General features: G+C 71.6%; 14 protein-coding genes and 1 pseudogene. 8 read left to right on the top strand and 7 right to left on the bottom strand.

Annotation, left to right across the window (positions count from 1 at the left end; all coding sequences use genetic code 11):
* Nucleotides 1-474 precede the first annotated feature (474 nt).
* A pseudogene (soxR, locus tag Pen02_RS20010) lies at nt 475-912 on the bottom strand (redox-sensitive transcriptional activator SoxR); the annotation flags it as partial.
* Nucleotides 913-1,014: 102 nt separating this feature from the next.
* Between soxR and Pen02_RS20015 the strand changes: the two are divergent.
* Nucleotides 1,015-1,566, top strand: a complete 552-nt coding sequence (locus Pen02_RS20015) for an exonuclease (protein ID WP_239140993.1) — start codon at nt 1,015-1,017, stop codon at nt 1,564-1,566.
* A 4-nt stretch (nt 1,567-1,570) separates the two neighbouring features.
* Here Pen02_RS20015 and Pen02_RS20020 read toward each other — a convergent pair whose 3' ends face one another.
* Nucleotides 1,571-2,395, bottom strand: a complete 825-nt coding sequence (locus Pen02_RS20020; protein WP_203867613.1) for an alpha/beta fold hydrolase — start codon at nt 2,393-2,395, stop codon at nt 1,571-1,573.
* 99 nt (nt 2,396-2,494) lie between these two features.
* Between Pen02_RS20020 and Pen02_RS20025 the strand changes: the two genes are divergently transcribed.
* On the top strand, nt 2,495-2,689 hold the full coding sequence (locus tag Pen02_RS20025; RefSeq protein ID WP_203867614.1) for a hypothetical protein: 195 nt from the start codon (nt 2,495-2,497) through the stop codon (nt 2,687-2,689).
* An 87-nt stretch (nt 2,690-2,776) separates the two neighbouring features.
* Nucleotides 2,777-3,328 carry a YbaK/EbsC family protein gene (locus Pen02_RS20030; RefSeq protein ID WP_203867755.1) on the top strand — a complete coding sequence of 184 codons (552 nt, stop codon included), beginning with the start codon at nt 2,777-2,779 and terminating at the stop codon, nt 3,326-3,328.
* A gap of 113 nt (nt 3,329-3,441) precedes the next feature.
* Here Pen02_RS20030 and Pen02_RS20035 read toward each other — a convergent pair whose 3' ends face one another.
* Complete coding sequence (locus Pen02_RS20035) at nt 3,442-3,639, bottom strand: hypothetical protein (RefSeq protein ID WP_203867615.1); 198 nt, start codon at nt 3,637-3,639, stop codon at nt 3,442-3,444.
* A gap of 707 nt (nt 3,640-4,346) precedes the next feature.
* Between Pen02_RS20035 and Pen02_RS20040 the strand changes: the two genes are divergently transcribed.
* Nucleotides 4,347-5,429 (top strand): helix-turn-helix domain-containing protein, encoded by a 1,083-nt coding sequence (locus Pen02_RS20040; protein ID WP_203867616.1) that lies wholly within the window; start codon nt 4,347-4,349, stop codon nt 5,427-5,429.
* Nucleotides 5,430-5,556: 127 nt separating this feature from the next.
* Here Pen02_RS20040 and Pen02_RS20045 read toward each other — a convergent pair whose 3' ends face one another.
* The gene (locus tag Pen02_RS20045) at nt 5,557-5,988 is read right to left on the bottom strand and encodes a SufE family protein (RefSeq protein WP_203867617.1); all 432 of its coding nucleotides are present in this window, start codon (nt 5,986-5,988) and stop codon (nt 5,557-5,559) included.
* Between the two features lie 125 nt (nt 5,989-6,113).
* On the bottom strand, nt 6,114-6,512 hold the full coding sequence (locus Pen02_RS20050; protein ID WP_372445639.1) for a CBS domain-containing protein: 399 nt from the start codon (nt 6,510-6,512) through the stop codon (nt 6,114-6,116).
* Between the two features lie 189 nt (nt 6,513-6,701).
* Here Pen02_RS20050 and Pen02_RS20055 point away from each other — a divergent pair, with 189 nt between their 5' ends.
* Both Pen02_RS20055 and Pen02_RS20060 read left to right on the top strand, forming a co-directional pair.
* Nucleotides 6,702-7,325, top strand: coding sequence for a dTDP-4-dehydrorhamnose 3,5-epimerase family protein (locus Pen02_RS20055; RefSeq protein WP_203867619.1), 624 nt, complete (start codon nt 6,702-6,704; stop codon nt 7,323-7,325).
* Between the two features lie 41 nt (nt 7,326-7,366).
* A complete protein-coding gene (locus tag Pen02_RS20060) occupies nt 7,367-9,208 on the top strand; it encodes an Hsp70 family protein (RefSeq protein ID WP_203867620.1) in 1,842 nt (613 codons plus the stop codon).
* 13 nt (nt 9,209-9,221) lie between these two features.
* Here the strand turns inward: Pen02_RS20060 and Pen02_RS20065 are convergent, their stop codons facing one another.
* Nucleotides 9,222-10,973 carry a proline--tRNA ligase gene (locus Pen02_RS20065; protein WP_203867621.1) on the bottom strand — a complete coding sequence of 584 codons (1,752 nt, stop codon included), beginning with the start codon at nt 10,971-10,973 and terminating at the stop codon, nt 9,222-9,224.
* 294 nt (nt 10,974-11,267) lie between these two features.
* Here Pen02_RS20065 and Pen02_RS20070 point away from each other — a divergent pair, with 294 nt between their 5' ends.
* Together Pen02_RS20070 and Pen02_RS20075 are read left to right on the top strand one after the other, a co-directional pair.
* Nucleotides 11,268-12,053: an SGNH/GDSL hydrolase family protein gene (locus Pen02_RS20070; protein WP_203867622.1), complete on the top strand. Its 786-nt coding sequence runs from the start codon at nt 11,268-11,270 to the stop codon at nt 12,051-12,053.
* Between the two features lie 313 nt (nt 12,054-12,366).
* Complete coding sequence (locus Pen02_RS20075) at nt 12,367-15,252, top strand: RHS repeat domain-containing protein (RefSeq protein ID WP_203867623.1); 2,886 nt, start codon at nt 12,367-12,369, stop codon at nt 15,250-15,252.
* A 64-nt stretch (nt 15,253-15,316) separates the two neighbouring features.
* On the opposite strand, the gene Pen02_RS20080 is transcribed toward Pen02_RS20075, so the two are convergent.
* The gene (locus tag Pen02_RS20080) at nt 15,317-15,928 is read right to left on the bottom strand and encodes a pentapeptide repeat-containing protein (protein WP_203867624.1); all 612 of its coding nucleotides are present in this window, start codon (nt 15,926-15,928) and stop codon (nt 15,317-15,319) included.
* Nucleotides 15,929-15,989 lie beyond the last annotated feature (61 nt).

A 15,989-nucleotide genomic window follows, 5' to 3' on the forward strand; every position in this document is an offset into this window, starting at 1 on the left:
CTCCGCCCTCGGGCGGGGCGGCTGTCGCTGGCCGCACTCGGGTACCGCATGCTTGCCCTCCCAGAGCCGTGGATCGGCCCTGCGTTCCCAGGCGACGCACCGTTATGCCCGCCTCCGCCCGAAACTTCCGCCCGCGCCGACCCGGTCCGGCCGCCTCGCCGTGCCGGTCCTGGCGCCTCGTCGTGCCGTCCGACCGTCGACAGCGCCCGGCTCGCCTCGTCGTGCCGGCTCGCCGCCCGGCCATCGCCAGCACCCGCGTGCCTCGTCCTGCCGTCCGGCTGTCGATGGCGTCCGCGTGCCTCGTCGTGCCGTCCGGCGGTCGACAGCGCTCGCCGGAGCGGGTCAGGTCCGGACGGCCAGGGCGGGACCGGCGTACTTCTCCGGGCTGCGGTCGGCGGGTCCGTCGCACGGCCCGCACCCGACCGGGTCGTCGACCGGCTCCTCGGGCGCCGGTGCCGGACCGGTGAGACCGGCGAGCAGGTGACGTGGCCCGGGCCCGGTGCTGGCGAGTACGTCGTCGGGGTTGGAGAGCGCACACCGGTCCAGTGACAGACAGCCGCAGCCGATGCAGTCGGAGAGGTCGTCGCGGAGCCGTTGCAGCGCGACGATCCGCTCGTCGAGCTGGCCACGCCAGTTCGCCGAGAGCCGGGCCCAGTCGGCCCGGGTGGGCGTGCGCTGCTGGGGCAGGCTGGCCAGCGCCTCCCTGATCTGGGCCAGGGGTACGCCGACCCGCTGGGCGAACCGGATGAAGGCGACCCGGCGCAGCACGTCGCGGCCGTACCGACGCTGGTTGCCGGAGGTCCGGGTGCTGGTGATCAGCCCCTTGGTCTCGTAGAAGTGCAGGGCTGACACGGCCACGCCACTGCGCTCGGCGAGTTGTCCGACGGTGAGGGTGTGTGCGGGTTCGGTCACCGGTCGAGGTTATCCCGGCTACCTCAACTAATGTTCAGGTGTGTGTGACGTACCCGGCGAATTTCGATGGACCGGGACGGCTCGCCGTCGGAAGCTGTTCAGGTGGCTGATCTTCCGGAGTTGTACGTCGCGGTCGACGTCGAAGCGGACGGGCCGATCCCCGGTCCGTACAGCATGATCTCGTTGGGCATGGCCGTGGCCGGCCGGCCCGAGCTGGGCTTCTACACCGAGCTGCGGCCGATCTCCGACGACTTCGTGCCCCAGGCGCTCGCGGTCTCCGGACTGGACCGGGACCGGCTGCTCCGGGAGGCACCGCCGGCCGAGGAGGCGATGGCGGCGGCGGCGAGCTGGGTGAACGGGCTGCGCCGGCAGGGCCGGCCCGTCTTCCTGGCCGCACCGGCGGTCTGGGACGGGATGTTCGTGCACTGGTACTTCGTCCGGTTCACCGGCCGGAGCCCGTTCGGCGCCACCGGTTCCGGGGTGGACCTGCGCAGTTACTGGATGGGCCGGACCGGCGGCGAGTGGTCCGGTACGCACAAGGGGAAGATCAAGCACGCACTCGGCCTGACCGACATTCCGCACACCCACCACGCCGGCGAGGACGCGGCGGAGTTGGCCCAGGTCTTCGACGCGGTACGCCGCCAGCCGCGCTAGCGGGTCAGCCGGTCGCGGCCCGGTCGGTGACCCGGTCGACGAAGGAGACGAGGACGGGGTTCACCACCTCCGGGTACTCGGCCATCGGATAGTGCCCGGAGTCCGGCACCAGCAGCAGGTCGGCCCGGAGCCGCTCGGCCGCGTACCGGCCCTCGGCGGGCGGGTCGGGGAAGTCGGCGTCCCGCTCACCCATCACCACCAGGGCAGGTACCCGCAGTTCGGGGATGCGCCGGGCCGAGACCCGGTCCCGCAGTACCGCCTCGGTGGTCCGGACGAACGACCGCCAGTGGTCGGCCCGGCGCAGGCTCCGTCGGATCCGGGAGCGGTGTTCGGCCAGGTCCGCCGGGGGCCGGCCGGGATAGAACCGGCGGTAGTACGAGTCCCAGAGCGCCGGCCCCCACGGCCGGCGCAGCATCAGCCGGTACGCCAGCCGCTGCATGCGGCCGAAGTCCGGATCGCGGACGAACGGGCCGACCAGGACCAGCCCGGAGATCGCGCTCGGCTCCGCCACGGCGGCCAGGATCGCCGCCCCGGTGCCGAGCGAGTGCCCGACCACCACGGCCGGGCCGCCGCCGAGCCGGTCGACCAGGGCCAGCAGGTCGGTGGCGGCGCCGGACTCGTCGTACCGGTCGAAGCCGTCGCTGCTGTCGCCGTGCCCACGCAGGTCCATGGTGGCGACCCGGTAGCCGGCGTCGCGCAGTGCCGGGACGGTGAACCGGAAGACCGACCGGACGTCGCCCATCCCGGGTACGCAGACCACCAACGGTCCCTCGCCGCGCACGTCGTAGCCGATCCGGCCCTGCCCCCGGTCGAGATAGCTAGTCTCCATAGCATCAAAGCTAACATCAATAGCAGACCTCGGCACCCGAGTGGGCGACGGGCGGACGGAACGCGAAAAATTTCCTGGTCGAGGGCCTAGCTCGAACGCATGATCTACATGGCTCTGGCCGCGGTTATGTACGTCGGCGGCTTCGTCTTCCTCTACGGCGTGGTGCGGTTCGCCGTCCGGCACGCCATCGAGGACATCGACGCGCGGCGGGAGCGGGCGGCCCAGGCGCCGGAGCTGGACCGGCTCCGGGAGCGCACCCTCGTGCCGGACAACGCCTTCCTCGCCGGAAGCTGACCTCCCGCCGCCGGCACCTTCTGTGGGCGTGATCGGGTGTGGGCGGCGTAGCGGGGCGGGGTGGGCGGTGCGAGGATCACGGGCGTGATGGGAACCCTGAAGACGGAGCCGGCCCGGGCCCGCCAGGATCTGCTCGCCGCGCCGGTGACCGAGGCCCTGCACCGCTGGCCCGCCGACGCCCCGGTCGGCGTCGACGACATCCTGGTCGCGCCGATCGACGCCACCCTCGCCGACACCGCCGCGTTCTGCGAGGCGTACGACGTCGGGCTGGACGTGTCGGCGAACTGCGTGGTGGTGGCCGGCAAGCGGGAGGGTACGGTCCGGTACGCGGCCTGCGTCGTACTGGCCACCACCCGGGCCGACGTGAACGGCGTGGTACGCCGGCACCTCGACGTACGCAAGGCGAGCTTCGCCCCGATGGCCGAGGCCGTCGAGTTGACCGGCATGGAGTACGGCGGTATCACCCCGATCGGGCTGCCCGGATCGTGGCCGATCCTGGTGGACGCCCGGGTGGTCGGCACGCCGTACGTGATCGTCGGGTCCGGTGTCCGGCACAGCAAGATCGCCCTGCCCGGCGCCGCCCTCGGACTGCTGCCGAACGCCGAGGTGGTCGAGGGACTGGCCCGCGAAGTCGGCTGACGGTCGACCGTGGAAACACCATTCGCCGCCCGACGGGCCGGCCGAGCTAACCTCGGTGGCCGGTCACGAGGACACGCACGGTAAAGCTCCCGTCGTCGCCCGGCCGCCAGGAGTTACCGCTGGTGGGACGGCGGGTCGCCGGCCCGGTCGGGTGAGCGTTCCGGCCAGCAGACCGGGCAGCCGCAGAGGACGACCCGGACCTGGCCGGTACCGGAGACCAGGCGTACCTGCCCGGGACAGTGGTGCGGTGGGTCGGTCACCGGGGGGCGCAGGGCGAGCGCGCAGGGCAGGCACAGCGTCTTCTCGCTCATCCGGGTCACTCCCCTTCGCCCCCGTCGACCGGTTCCGCGCCGGTCGCCCCCTCCGCCGGGGTGGCGTAGCTGTCGATGTCTACCACACCGATCGACGGATGTGCGGGTACGAATGAGTCGTTCACCATTTCTAAATATGCCCGTGCAGTCGCCAGCGCCCGGCAGCCCGGCAATTTGCAGATAGGGCACCGACCGTCGGCGCGGGGCCAATGTTCGATCATGATGAGTCGGGCGGAGAGCGCCATCCGGTTGCGTATTCGACGCGCGGCGGGACCGGTCATGGCGGATCGCCGCGGCTCCGGCACCCGGACGGGGTCCGCACCGGCCCCTCCCCGCGCACGAGATGCCTCCTGAGCTGGCCGGGAGGTGCGGCGACCGCCGGCACGGCCGCCGCACCCGATGGGGCGTCGCCCGCTTCCCAGGGGGAAGACAGCGGGTACGCGCCCCGGCCCCGCGCGGACCGATCACGAGCCGACCTGGAGGCCGATGAGGTCGAGCCGTGTCATACCCGCGGGCCGTGGAACTGCTGTCCCGGCACCGATCCCGAGGTCACCCCAGGCTTACGTTCCTGGCCTGGAAGCGGTAGAACATTGATCGGTGCCACATCGAACAGAAGCGATCCACATCCCCACATTCCCGTAACGAGAGAACTACCGATAGTAGGCGCGGTTTTCAGGTGTTTTCCGGAGCGCACAGGCGGTAGACGGATGGATCACGTCGGCGCAAGGCTGAGAGTGGCGCGTACGGACGCTCAGGTCACCCTGACCCAGATGGCGGCCCGCACCAACTACAGCAAAAGTCATCTGTGCAATGTCGAGCTCGGCAAGCGACCGGCCACCCCGGATCTGGTCCTGGCGTACGAGCGGGTGTTGGGAGACAGCGTGAACCGCAGAGGTGCCCTCGCGCTCGCCGCGACCGTCGTCGTCTCCTCCGCCGTCGCCGAGCTGGTCCAGCACGGGTTCGCCGCCGCCATCGCGCCACGCCGGAACGTCAACGAGTGGGTCGGCCGGGCCGAGGCGTACGGGCAGGACTACATGTCGCTCGGCGCCGCCGAGGTACAGGCCCGGCTCGCCGCCGACCTGGTGGTGCTGCAACAGGAGCTGGACAGCCCGCACCTGTGGGGCGTCGCCGCCCGGCTGATGACGGTGCACGGCAAGACCCTGCCCGGCAACGACGGTGGCCGGGGCGCCATCCGGTCGTACGAGATGGCCGCCATCGCGGCGGACCGCTCCGGCGACCTGGAGACCCGGGTCTGGGTACGCGGCCGGGCCGCCCTGGCGCTGGCGTACGAGGGGGCGCACCTGCCGGTGGCCGCCCGTTTCGCCGAGCAGGCCGTCGCGCTCTCCGACCGGCCGACCCTGGGCCGGCTGAACGCGCTCACCGCGCAGGCCCACGTGGCCGCCTGCCGGGGCGACACCGCGACCGGTCTGTCGAGGTTGGACGATGCCCGCCGGGTCTTCGACCGGGCCGGCAGTTCCGAGCAGATCTCCGACTTCGCGGTGCCGCAGTGGCGGTTCCACACCTTCGAGTCGATGTTGCTGTCCCGGCTCGGCCTTCCCGGAGCGGTGGCCGCGCAGGACGCGGCGGACCGGACCCGGCCGCACACCCTGCCCCGGTTCGCCACCCACATCGAGCTGCACCGTGGCCTGATGATGGCCTCCGCCGGAGACGCGGCCGGCGGTCTCGGCCACGCCCGCCGGGCCCTGGACCGGTTGCCGTCCGAGCGGCACAGCCTGTCGCTGCGGCTGATGCTGGCCGAGGTGGAGCGGGTGGCGGGAGCCGTACTCTGACCGCCCGCGAGTTCGCGGGTCGGCGGGAGTGGCGGCGGCCAGCCCCTGCGTGAATGAGCATAACGATGCTTGTCGATACTGTTGCACGTGAAACGTTGCCGGGCCTCGGGTTCCGGCCCTGCGGGCGTCAGTCGAGCTGGTCCCGGACCTGCCGCTTGAGCCGGGCCAGGATGGCGTTGCCGCCGCGTACCCGCAACGGGCTGATCGCCTGGGCCAGCCCCATCCGCTGGTAGAGGTCGTCCGGCACCGAGAGCACCTCGTCGGCGCTCGCCCCGGCCAGCCCCTCGGCCAGGATCCCGGCGAAGGCCCGGGTGGTGGGCGCCTCCGGCGGGCAGTCGAACCAGGTCGTCACGGTCCGGTCGGCGGCCACCTCGGCGCGGAGGAAGAACGCCGTCTGACACTCCGGCACCTGCTCCATCCCGGCGTGCCCGGTCAGCTCCGCCGGCAGCGGCGGAACGGCGTCGGAGTACTCCAGCAGCATTTCGAGGACCACGTCCCGGGGGGCGGCGGCGAACTCCGCCACGATCTCGGCGAGCTTCGGTGGCATCGACTGCGGCATGGAGCCCAGGCTACCGAGCCGGCCGAGGGGCAGGGCGGACGGTCGCGGCCGGGGGTGGCGGAGGTGGCGGAGGTCGCACTCGGGTGCCCCGAGTCGCTTCCGAATGCTCGTGCTCGGCTCCGACCTCACCGGCCGGGGCTGGCCTCGCTGATCTCACCGAGCGCCGACGACGGGTCCAGGCGTACCGCCAGGTCACCCAGGGAGACGATGCCGACCAGTTGGCGGTCGGTGTCGCAGACCAGGATCCGGCGTACCGCCCGGTCCCGCATCAGGGTCGCCGCCTCGGTCGCGGTGGAACTCTGGTCGATCATGACGATGTCCCGGGAGGTCACCGAGCCGAGCGTGGTCTGTCGGGCGTCCCGCCCCTCGGCGACGGCCCGGACCACGATGTCGCGGTCGGTCACCATGCCGAACAGGCTCGACCCGTCGGTCACCACCACGTCGCCGATGTCGGCGTCCCGCATCGCGCGGGCGGCCTCGTCCAGGGTGGTGGAGACCGGAAGGTAGACGATCTTCCTGGTCATGACGTCGCGGACTCTGACCTCGGCCACGATGTGCCTCCGAACCCCGGGTTTGCCGATACCATTTGCTACCCCCTGGCCGGCACGCTAACACCATGTCAGGTTTCCGATCGGCCACTCTGGGTTGTTGGACGGTATGGTGCGATTGGCCCCGATAAGCCGGAGAGATCCGAGCGACTCTGTGAGGTGCGAGTGAAGGCCACCGAGCTGTCCATTTCCGGCGCCTGGGAGTTCCTCCCGCAGCAGTTCTCCGACGACCGGGGCAGGCTGCTCGTCTGGTACGACGCGGAGGTCTTCGCCGACGCGCTCGGCTTCGAGCTGCCGGTCGCGCAGGCCAACCAGAGCGTGTCCCGGCGGGGCGTCATCCGGGGCGTGCACTGGACCGACGTACCCACCGGCCAGGCCAAGTACGTCTACTGCCCGCAGGGCGCCGTACTCGACCTGGTGGTGGACCTGCGGGTCGGCTCGCCGACCTTCGGCCAGCACGAGGTGACCCGGCTGGACACCATCGACAACCGCGCCGTCTATCTGGCCGAGGGGCTGGGCCACGCCTTCGTCGCGCTGGAGGAGGGCAGCATCGTCAGCTACCTCTGCTCCACCCGGTACGCCCCGGCCCGGGAGCGGATCGTGCACGTCCGGGACGAGGAACTGGCCCTGGCCTGGCCGGCCGACATCGAGCCGATCGTCTCCGAGCGGGACTCCCGGGCACCCACCCTGGCCGAACTGCGCACCGCCGGCCTGCTGCCCCGGTACGACGAGTGCCAGCGGTTCTACCGGGCACAGCGGACCAGACGCGCGGGCCCGGGACCGGGCTGAACCTGATCCGGGCTACCGCCCCGGCGCTACCGTGGGCGCCGATGGAGACGACGCGGATCAGCATCGATTTCGGTACGTCGAACACGGTCGCGATGCTGTCGATCCCCGGCCGGGAGCCGCGACCGCTGCTGTTCGACGGATCGCCCCTGCTGCCGTCCGCCGTCTACGCGGCCGTGGACGGCCGGCTGGCCGTCGGCCGGGACGCCTGGCACGCCGGAACGGGCAACCCGGCCGGACTGGAGCCGTTCCCGAAGCGGCACATCGACGAGGACAGCCTGCTGCTGGACGGCCGGGAGTTGACGCTGGAGACGGTCGTCGCGGCGATGCTCCGGCACGTCTCGGCCGAGGCGGACAGCGTGACCGGTGCCCACGTCGACACCGCCGTGCTGACCTGTCCCGCGTCCTGGGCCACGGCCCGGCGGAGCCGGCTGGCGGCGGCGGGTCGGTCCGTGTTCGGCACCGTGCACCTGGTCGCCGAACCGGTCGCGGCGGCGTACCACTACCTCTCCCGGTTTCCGCTCACCGGCCCCGGGCACGTCCTCGTGTACGACCTCGGGGCCGGCACCTTCGACGCCTCGGCGGTACGCCGTACACCCGAGGGCGTCGAACTGCTCGCCTCCACCGGGCTTGACGACGCCGGTGGGCTGGACATCGACGCGGCCATCGTCGAGCACCTCGGCGAGACCCTCGCGGCCCGCGACCCGGACCTCTGGCGCCGGCTGGGCCAGCCGACCGGGCGGGCCGACCAGCGGGCCCGCCGTCAGCTCTGGGAGAACGTACGCACCGCCAAGGAGGTGCTGTCGCGTACCGCCACGACGGTGGTGCACGTTCCGCTCTTCGACGACGAACTGCCGCTCGGCCGGGAACGGCTCGACGCGCTCGCCCGGCCGGTGCTGGAGCGTACCGTCGCGGTATGCCGGGACCTGTCGGCCGGCGTCGGCGCGGACGGGCCGCTGCTCGCGGTCTTCCTGGTCGGCGGTGCGAGCCGGATGCCGCTGGTACAGACCCTGCTGCACCAGACGCTCGGGGTGGTACCGACCGGAATCGAACAGCCGGAACTCGCCGTCGCCGAGGGTGCGCTCGCCGTCGCCGAAGGCGTGCTGACGGGTAGGCCGACCGATGGGCCAACGGCCGGGCCGAGCGATGGGCCAACGGCCGGGCCGAGCGGTGGGCCGGACGCCGACGGCCGGGCGCCTGTCGACCGGCCCGCGCTCGACCGGCAGCCGCCGGCCCGCAGCCCGGCCCGGCCGTTGGCGCGGCTCCTCGACCGGCACCGCCGCTGGGTCGGTGCCGCCGCCGTGGCGGTGGTCGTCGCGGCCACCGCGTTCTGGCTGACCGGCCGGGAGTCGCCGCCACCGGATCGCGTCGACCGGAAGACGAACGGGGTGACGCCGGTGGTGAGCGGTGCTCCGACGCCGACGCCGACGCCTTCTCCGACTCCGACTCCGACCCCGAAGCCGGCCGTGGACCCCTGCCTGGTCGGCGTCTGGGTGTCGACCAGCTACTCGATCACCAACTACATCGACCAGTTCCCGGCGACCTTCCGCAGCTCGGGCGGCACGGTGAAGACCATCCGGCCGGACGGCAACTTCGTGCACAACTACGACCGGAGCGCCGCGCGGACCGCCCGGGTCGACGGGGACCGGTGGCAGCAGGCCGTCACCGGCACCATCTCCGGACGTATCCGTACCGTCGACCGGACGATCGTCTACTCCGCGCTGAAGGCGAGCGGGACGAGCCGGTTCACCCAGAACGGCCGCAGCCGGGGCAGCGACCCGCTGGACGCCGCCCCGGATCCGTCCACGTACATCTGCGACGGGGACACCTGGACCGAGTACACCGAGGACTACCAGATCGAGTACACCCGCCGACCGGCCCGTTGACCGGCAGCCGGCGCTACGGCCGGGGTGCCGTGCCGAGCCGGTCGAGCAGGTCGGGTACCGGCAGTTCGGTGCGCTCACCGGTGGCGCGGTCGCGCAGTTCGACGTACCCGTCGGTCCAGCGGCGGCCGACCACGACGGCGCGCGGGATGCCGATCAGCTCGGCGTCGGCGAACTTCACCCCGGCCGAGACGTGCGTCCGGTCGTCGACCAGCACCCGCAGCCCGCGCCCGGCGAGCTGCCCGCCGAGTTCCAGCGCCGCCTCCGCCTGCGGCCCCTTGCCGGCCGCCACCAGGTGTACGTCGCACGGCGCCACCGCCGCCGGCCAGACCAGTCCCCGCTCGTCGTGGTGCTGTTCGGCGATCGCCGCCACCGCCCGGGACACGCCGATGCCGTAGCAGCCCATGGTCAGCCGGACCGGCTTGCCGTCCCGGCCGAGCACGTCGACCCGGAACGCGTCGGTGTAGCGCCGGCCGAGCTGGAACACGTGCCCGATCTCGATGCCCCGGCGGATCGTCAGCACCCCCGGCCGGCAGGCCGGACACCGGTCACCGGCCCGCACCTCGGCCGCCTCGATCGTCCCGTCCGGGGTGAAGTCCCGGCCACAGACCACGTCGGTCGCGTGCCGGCCCGGCTCGTTGGCGCCGGTCAGCCAGGCGGTGCCGGGCGCCACCCGGGGATCGACCAGATAGCGGATGCCGAGCTTGGCCAGCAGTTGCGGGCCGATGTAGCCGCGTACCAGCTCGGGTCGGTCGGCGAAGCCGTCGAACATCGTCACGGTCGCCGGGCTCAGCACCGCCGCGAGCCGCTTCAGGTCGACCTCGCGGTCCCCTGGGATGCCGAGAACCAGCAGCTCCGGCTCGTCCGACCCGGGCCGGCGCAGCTCGACGACGACGTTCTTCAGGGTGTCGCCGGCCGTCCAGTCGGTTCGGCCGGCGAGCCGGCGGGCCTTGGCGAGCGCGACCAGGGACTCGATGGTCGGCGTCTCCGGGGTGTCGTGCACCTGGGTCGCCGGACGGGCGTGCGGGTCGCCGGCCGGTGCCGGCGGGGTGGTCACCGCCTCGGTGTTGGCGGCGTAGTCGCAGGCGGTACAGCCGACGAAGCTGTCCTCGCCGACCGGGGTCGCGGCGAGGAACTCCTCCGAGGCCGACCCGCCCATCGCGCCGGACGTCGCCGCGACGATGGTGTACTCCAGCCCGAGCCGGTCGAAGATCCGCTGGTACGCCGCCCGGTGCCGGTCGTACGCCGCCGCCAGCCCGGCCCGGTCCAGGTCGAACGAGTAGGAGTCCTTCATCAGGAACTCCCGCCCGCGCAGCAGCCCGGCCCTGGGCCGCGCCTCGTCCCGGTACTTCGTCTGCACCTGGAAGATCGAGACCGGGAAGTCCCGGTACGAGGTGAAGGTGTCCCGGACCAGCAGCGCGGCCATCTCCTCGTGGGTGGGACCGAGCAGGTAGTCGGCGCCCCGCCGATCCTTCAGGGTGAAGATGTCGTCGCCGTACTCGGTCCACCGGCCCGTCGTCTCGTACGGCTCCCGGGGCAGCAGGGCCGGGAAGAGCACCTCCTGGCCGCCGATCGCCACCATCTCCTCCCGGACCACCTCCGTGACCCGGTCCAGTACCAGCCGGCCCAGCGGGAGCCAGGTGTAGCCGCCCGGGGCGGCGCGACGGACGTAGCCGGCCCGGACCAGCAGCCGATGGCTCGGCACCTCCGCGTCGGCCGGGTCCTCGCGCAGCGTACGCAGAAACAGCGTGGACATCCGTAGCAGCATCCGGGCAGCCTAGACCCGGCACCGGAGCGGAGCAGCCGAATTGTCGGGTCCGGCGGGCGGGGGTGTCGCATCGACGGGCGGCACGGTCCCGACCTGCGGCCCGATCGGTACGGTCCCGGTCGGCACGGTCGCGGCCTGCGATGCCGGGCGGCACGGGTACCGGTCTGCGGTCCCGGTCACCTTCGGCCGACGGGCGTGTCCGGGCCGGGGTCCGGCTGACAGACTGGCCCCGGCCGGTGGGAGTCCGCCGTCGGCCGGTGGTGGAACTGGGGAGTAGTGCAGGGGAGGCGCGACATGCGCTGGCGCAACTTCGTGGCGGTGGGCGACAGCTTCACCGAGGGACTCGACGACCCGTACCCGGACGGCAGCTTCCGGGGCTGGGCCGACCTGGTGGCCGCGACGCTGGCCGCCGAGGCCGGACCCGACTTCGGGTACGCCAACCTGGCCATCCGGGGCCGGCTCTTCGGCAACGTCGTGGCCGAGCAGGTACCGGCCGCCCTCCGGATGCGTCCCGACCTGGTCAGCTTCGCGGCCGGCGGCAACGACGTACTGCGCCGCAACTTCGACCCGGCCGCCCTGGTCGAACGGTTCGACCAGGTGGTCGCCGAACTCCGGGCCAGCGGTGCGGACGTGCTGCTGTTCCGGTTCGCCGACGTGATGTCCCGGCTGCCCGGCCAGCGGCTCGTCGCCCCCCGGGTGGCACTGCTCAACCGGGCGGTCGGCGAGACGGCGGAGCGGCACGGGGCGAAGCTGGTCGACCTCTTCGCCGACGACGTCTTTCTCAACCCGGCGCTGTGGAGCCCCGACCGGTTGCACCTGTCGGCGGCCGGGCACCGTCGGGTCGCCGCCCGGGTGCTGGCCGCCCTCGACGTCGTACCCGACGAGGGGTGGCTGGTGGTGCCGCCCCGGCCCGCCCCGACGCCCTGGCTGGCGGCCCGGGGCGCGGACCTGCGGTGGGTCGGGCAGCACTTCGCGCCCTGGATCAAGCGCCGGCTCACTGGCCGCTCGTCCGGCGACACGATCACCGCCAAGCGCCCCGCGCTGGCACCGATGGAGGAGCAGTTTCCGTTTACCGGATGACCGCCCGCCGCCGGTCGAAACGGCTGCCGTGATCGGTGATCCGTCCATTAGAGAGTGATAGCGAGGGCTGTCGCGTCTGACGTCCACTAGGGACTGGTTGTGCCCGTATCTTCCCAGGTCGGGCGGCTGATTCGGATATGCCCGGCCCGGCAAAATCGCTTAGCACAGTTGTATCAGCGCCGATACGATCATCGTCCCTCCCGCACCTCGGCGGGACGATTCTGTGGAGGTGAGGAAGGGTATGCGTTCGAGGTCCAGCCCGGACGACAGACGAAGAACCCGCAGCCGGCTCGTCGCTGGAACCCTTGCGGTCGTGCTCGGTGCCGGCCTGGTCGCGGTTACCGGGCAACCGGCCGCGGCGACCGTTGTCCGCTGGGACGAGCGGACCAGTTGGGCGTACACCGATGCCCACCGGCCCAGCAAGATCTATGTGGACGGCTCCGACAACGCCCCGGTCGGGTCCTGGCTTGACGAGCGGGGACGCAAGCACACCAGCCGTGCCTACTTCACCTTCGACATCTCCCGCTATCGGAATGCCGTCATCGACTCCGCCGTGCTGACCACGGAGGAAGCGTCGGTGGCCGACTGTGCGCAGCGCCCGACCCTCGAGCTGTGGCGAACCGAAGAGATCACCGGCCGGTCGAGCTGGAAGAACCCGCCGCGCGAGCTGGCTAAGCTCGACACCTTCGTCCGCCCCGGTCAACTCCCCTGCCCGTGGCCACATATCAACTGGGACGTCGCCGACGGGTTGCAGCAGGCCATCGTGGATGGGCGTTCCACGCTGACCTTGGCGCTACGACTGCCCGCCGAGTTGGAGGGCGACCCCGCGCAGGCCTACCACTATCGCAACGACGTCGGGATGAGCATCACGTTCAACCGTCCGCCCGACCGGCCGACCAACCTTGCCATCAGCTGGCGCGGACCCTGCGTAACCGCGGAACCGTATCCCTGGTTGCCCCAGGGGCCAGTCCGGCTTTCGGCCGAGGTCACGGATCCGGACGAGGAAGAACAGGGCAACACCGACCGGCTCGGCGCGACGTTCGCGGTCTGGCCCGTCGATGACCCGACGGCCCGGGTCGAACGGACGAGCAGCACCGGCGACGGTTCGGTGTGGGCGGAGTTTCCGGCCGATCAGTTCGGGCACGACCGGACGTACGCGTGGGCGGTTCGTGGTTCCGACGGCGCCCTCAACGGCGACTGGAGCCAGACCTGCTATTTCCGGAAGGATCTTGAGGGGCCGGCCCGAGCCCCGACGGTGGCCTCGACCGACTACCCGAACGACGGCGCATCCCACGACGGCACCGGCATTCCTGGCAACTTCACCCTGGGCGCGAACGGCGTGCCGGAGGTGCAGGGCTTTTACTACGGGCTGGAGACCGCGACGACCTACGTCGCGGCGGACGCTCCGGGCGGCACCGCCACGATCAGCGTCACTCCGCAGAACAGCGGCCGGAACCGGCTGCTCGTGCGCAGCGTCGACCAGGCCGGCAACACCTCCGCGGCGACCAGCTACGAGTTCGGGGTCCGCGATGTGCGGCCGAGGCTGACGGGATATTTCCGCGAGATCGGCGAACCCACGCCGTTCAGGTTCGAGAGCCGGATGCCCGGGGTGGTGGAGTACCGCTACCACCTCGACGGAGATCCGGTGCAGACCGCACCGGCCGGCCCGGACGGCACCGCCGAGGTCCTGATCACCGCATCCTGGGGTGGCCACCGCACGCTGACGGTCACCAGCCGGACCACCGGTGGTCTGGAGGCCAGCGCCGAACAGACCTTCTGGCTGGACAGCGCGCCGACCATTGCCAGCGAGGTCTACCCGGAAAACGGGTTCGGGGGTGGTCAGGGCGTGGCGGGTGCCTTCACGTTCACCCCTCGGATGCCCGACGTGGTGCGGTACCGGTACTACATCAACGGGCAGTCGGGCACCGTCGACGCCGGGGCCGACGGCACGGCGACACTGACCTGGGCCCCGGACGAGCCGGGATGGTACGAGCTGCGGGTGGCGAGCGTCAGCGCCAACGGCCGCGAGTCGCAGGAGCGGTCCCACTTCTTCACGGTGCGGGATCTGGTGCCGACCGTCTGGGGCGACCCGTACTGGTCCGGCGACTATCCGAACGGCGGTCCCGGCCAGCCTGGCCGCTTCGGGTTCAACTCCGAGGCACCCGACGTGACCGCGTACATCTACCGGTTCAACGACGAGCCGGAACAGACGGTTCCGGCCCCCGAGCCGTACACCCCGGTCATCGTGGAGTACACCCCGGAGTACGGCGGCAGGTACACGCTCACCGCACGCAGTCGGGCCAGTGACGGCACTCTCTCGCCCGAGCGGGTCTTCACCTTCCTGGTCAACAGTGCACCCCTGGTGCACTCCGGCACCTATCCGAGCGACACGAACAGCGGCCTGCCCGGCGTACCAGGTGCTTTCACCTTCACCTCGCAGTCGCGCGGAGTCGTCAGCTACTACTACCGGTTCGACGACGAGGCGGAGGGCAGGACGGTGGACGCCGCGGTCGACGGCACCGCCTCGATCACCTGGACCCCGAGCCGGCCCGGCTGGAGGAGGTTGACGGTGGTGGGCCGGACTGCGGACGGCACCCCCACCGATGCACGTGAATACTCCTTCTCCGTCCGGGATCCGAAGCCGAGGATCGAGTCGCTCTTCTACTGGGAGTCCGACCCCCGGGGCGGCATCGGTGAGCCGGGGTTGTTCCGGTTCAGCACCGACATCGGCGACACGGTCGAATATCACTACCGGCTCAACGGCGGTGCCGAGCAGGTGGTGCCGGTCAGCGACGGCAGCACGGCTGAGGTCTCCATCACCCCGGACCGGGGTGGCCAGAACGTGCTGTCGATGCGGGCACGGACGGAGAGCGGCGAATGGTCGCCGACCGTCGAGGTCCGCTTCATGGTCAGCACCGCTCCGGCGATCGCCTCGGAGACCTATCCCGGCAACACCTACAGCGGAGGCCCGGGCGTGCCCGGGGTGTTCGTCTTCACCTCCCGGGTGCCGGAAATCAGTCAGTACGTCTACCGGTTCGACGGCGGACCCGAGGTAAGCGTCGACGCTGGTGCCGACGGCGCCGCATCGGTGACGCTGTCCCCGCCGTCCGGCGGCTGGTACATGATTTCGGTGTATGGCAGGACGGCGGCCGGAACGGTCACGGACGTCGGCTACCACGTATTCGGCGTACTCGACTGAGCTTCGCGCGGTGGCCCGCCACTCGAACGGGTGACGGGCCACCGTTTCAGCCGGCCCGGAAGCCTCAGCCGACCTGGAAGCCGAGGGCCTGGGCGAGCACGATCGTCTGGGTGGCGTCGACGATCGCGCCGGAACGCTCGACCGTGGTCGGGTCGAGCGTGCTGAGGTCGCTGCCGCGCAGGTCGGTACGGACGAACCTGGCCGCGCGCAGTTGCGCACCGGACAGGTCGACGTTGGTCACGATCGCGTCGGTGCAGTTCGCGCCGGTCAGGTCCGCCTCGCGCATCCGTACCCCCTGCACGGTGACGCCACGTAGGTCGGCGCCGGAGAGACTGACGAACGACCAGTCCCCGCCGAGTACGGTCAGCGGCCGGACCGCCGAGTCGGTGAACGTACTGCCGACCAGCTTGCAGCCGGTGAACTCCGCCTCGAAGAAGTTGCAGCGGGTGAAGGTGCAGCGCAGGTACGCCGCGTCGACGTGCCGGGAGGCGTTGAACCGGACGTTGCCGAAGACGCAGTTGGTGAAGCTGACCCGTTCCAGCGTCGCCTCGGTCAGGTCGACGTCGAAGAACTCGCAGTCGACGTACTCCTGCTCGACGAACTCGTCGCCGTACCAGTCCTCGCGTCGGAAGGTCCGACCCTCGTGTCGTACGCCTGTCCGGGCCGGCTCGGTCATGTGACGACGCTAACCGAGGAGAGCCGGCCTCCTCCAGCAGGCGCCCGGCGTACGGTGGGGA

Origin of the sequence: Plantactinospora endophytica (assembly GCF_016862915.1) — a bacterium.
Taxonomy (GTDB): Bacteria; Actinomycetota; Actinomycetes; order Mycobacteriales; family Micromonosporaceae; genus Plantactinospora; species Plantactinospora endophytica.

Excerpts from the sequence above, each read along its gene's own strand:
- Pen02_RS20020 (WP_203867613.1), bottom strand. The coding sequence starts at position 2,395 with ATGGAGACTAGCTATCTCGACCGGGGGCAGGGCCGGATCGGCTACGAC.
- Pen02_RS20025 (WP_203867614.1), top strand. The coding sequence starts at position 2,495 with ATGATCTACATGGCTCTGGCCGCGGTTATGTACGTCGGCGGCTTCGTC.
- Pen02_RS20030 (WP_203867755.1), top strand. The coding sequence starts at position 2,777 with ATGGGAACCCTGAAGACGGAGCCGGCCCGGGCCCGCCAGGATCTGCTC.
- Pen02_RS20035 (WP_203867615.1), bottom strand. The coding sequence starts at position 3,639 with ATGAGCGAGAAGACGCTGTGCCTGCCCTGCGCGCTCGCCCTGCGCCCC.
- Pen02_RS20040 (WP_203867616.1), top strand. The coding sequence starts at position 4,347 with ATGGATCACGTCGGCGCAAGGCTGAGAGTGGCGCGTACGGACGCTCAG.
- Pen02_RS20045 (WP_203867617.1), bottom strand. The coding sequence starts at position 5,988 with ATGCCGCAGTCGATGCCACCGAAGCTCGCCGAGATCGTGGCGGAGTTC.
- Pen02_RS20050 (WP_372445639.1), bottom strand. The coding sequence starts at position 6,512 with ATGACCAGGAAGATCGTCTACCTTCCGGTCTCCACCACCCTGGACGAG.
- Pen02_RS20060 (WP_203867620.1), top strand. The coding sequence starts at position 7,367 with ATGGAGACGACGCGGATCAGCATCGATTTCGGTACGTCGAACACGGTC.
- Pen02_RS20065 (WP_203867621.1), bottom strand. The coding sequence starts at position 10,973 with ATGCTGCTACGGATGTCCACGCTGTTTCTGCGTACGCTGCGCGAGGAC.
- Pen02_RS20070 (WP_203867622.1), top strand. The coding sequence starts at position 11,268 with ATGCGCTGGCGCAACTTCGTGGCGGTGGGCGACAGCTTCACCGAGGGA.
- Pen02_RS20080 (WP_203867624.1), bottom strand. The coding sequence starts at position 15,928 with ATGACCGAGCCGGCCCGGACAGGCGTACGACACGAGGGTCGGACCTTC.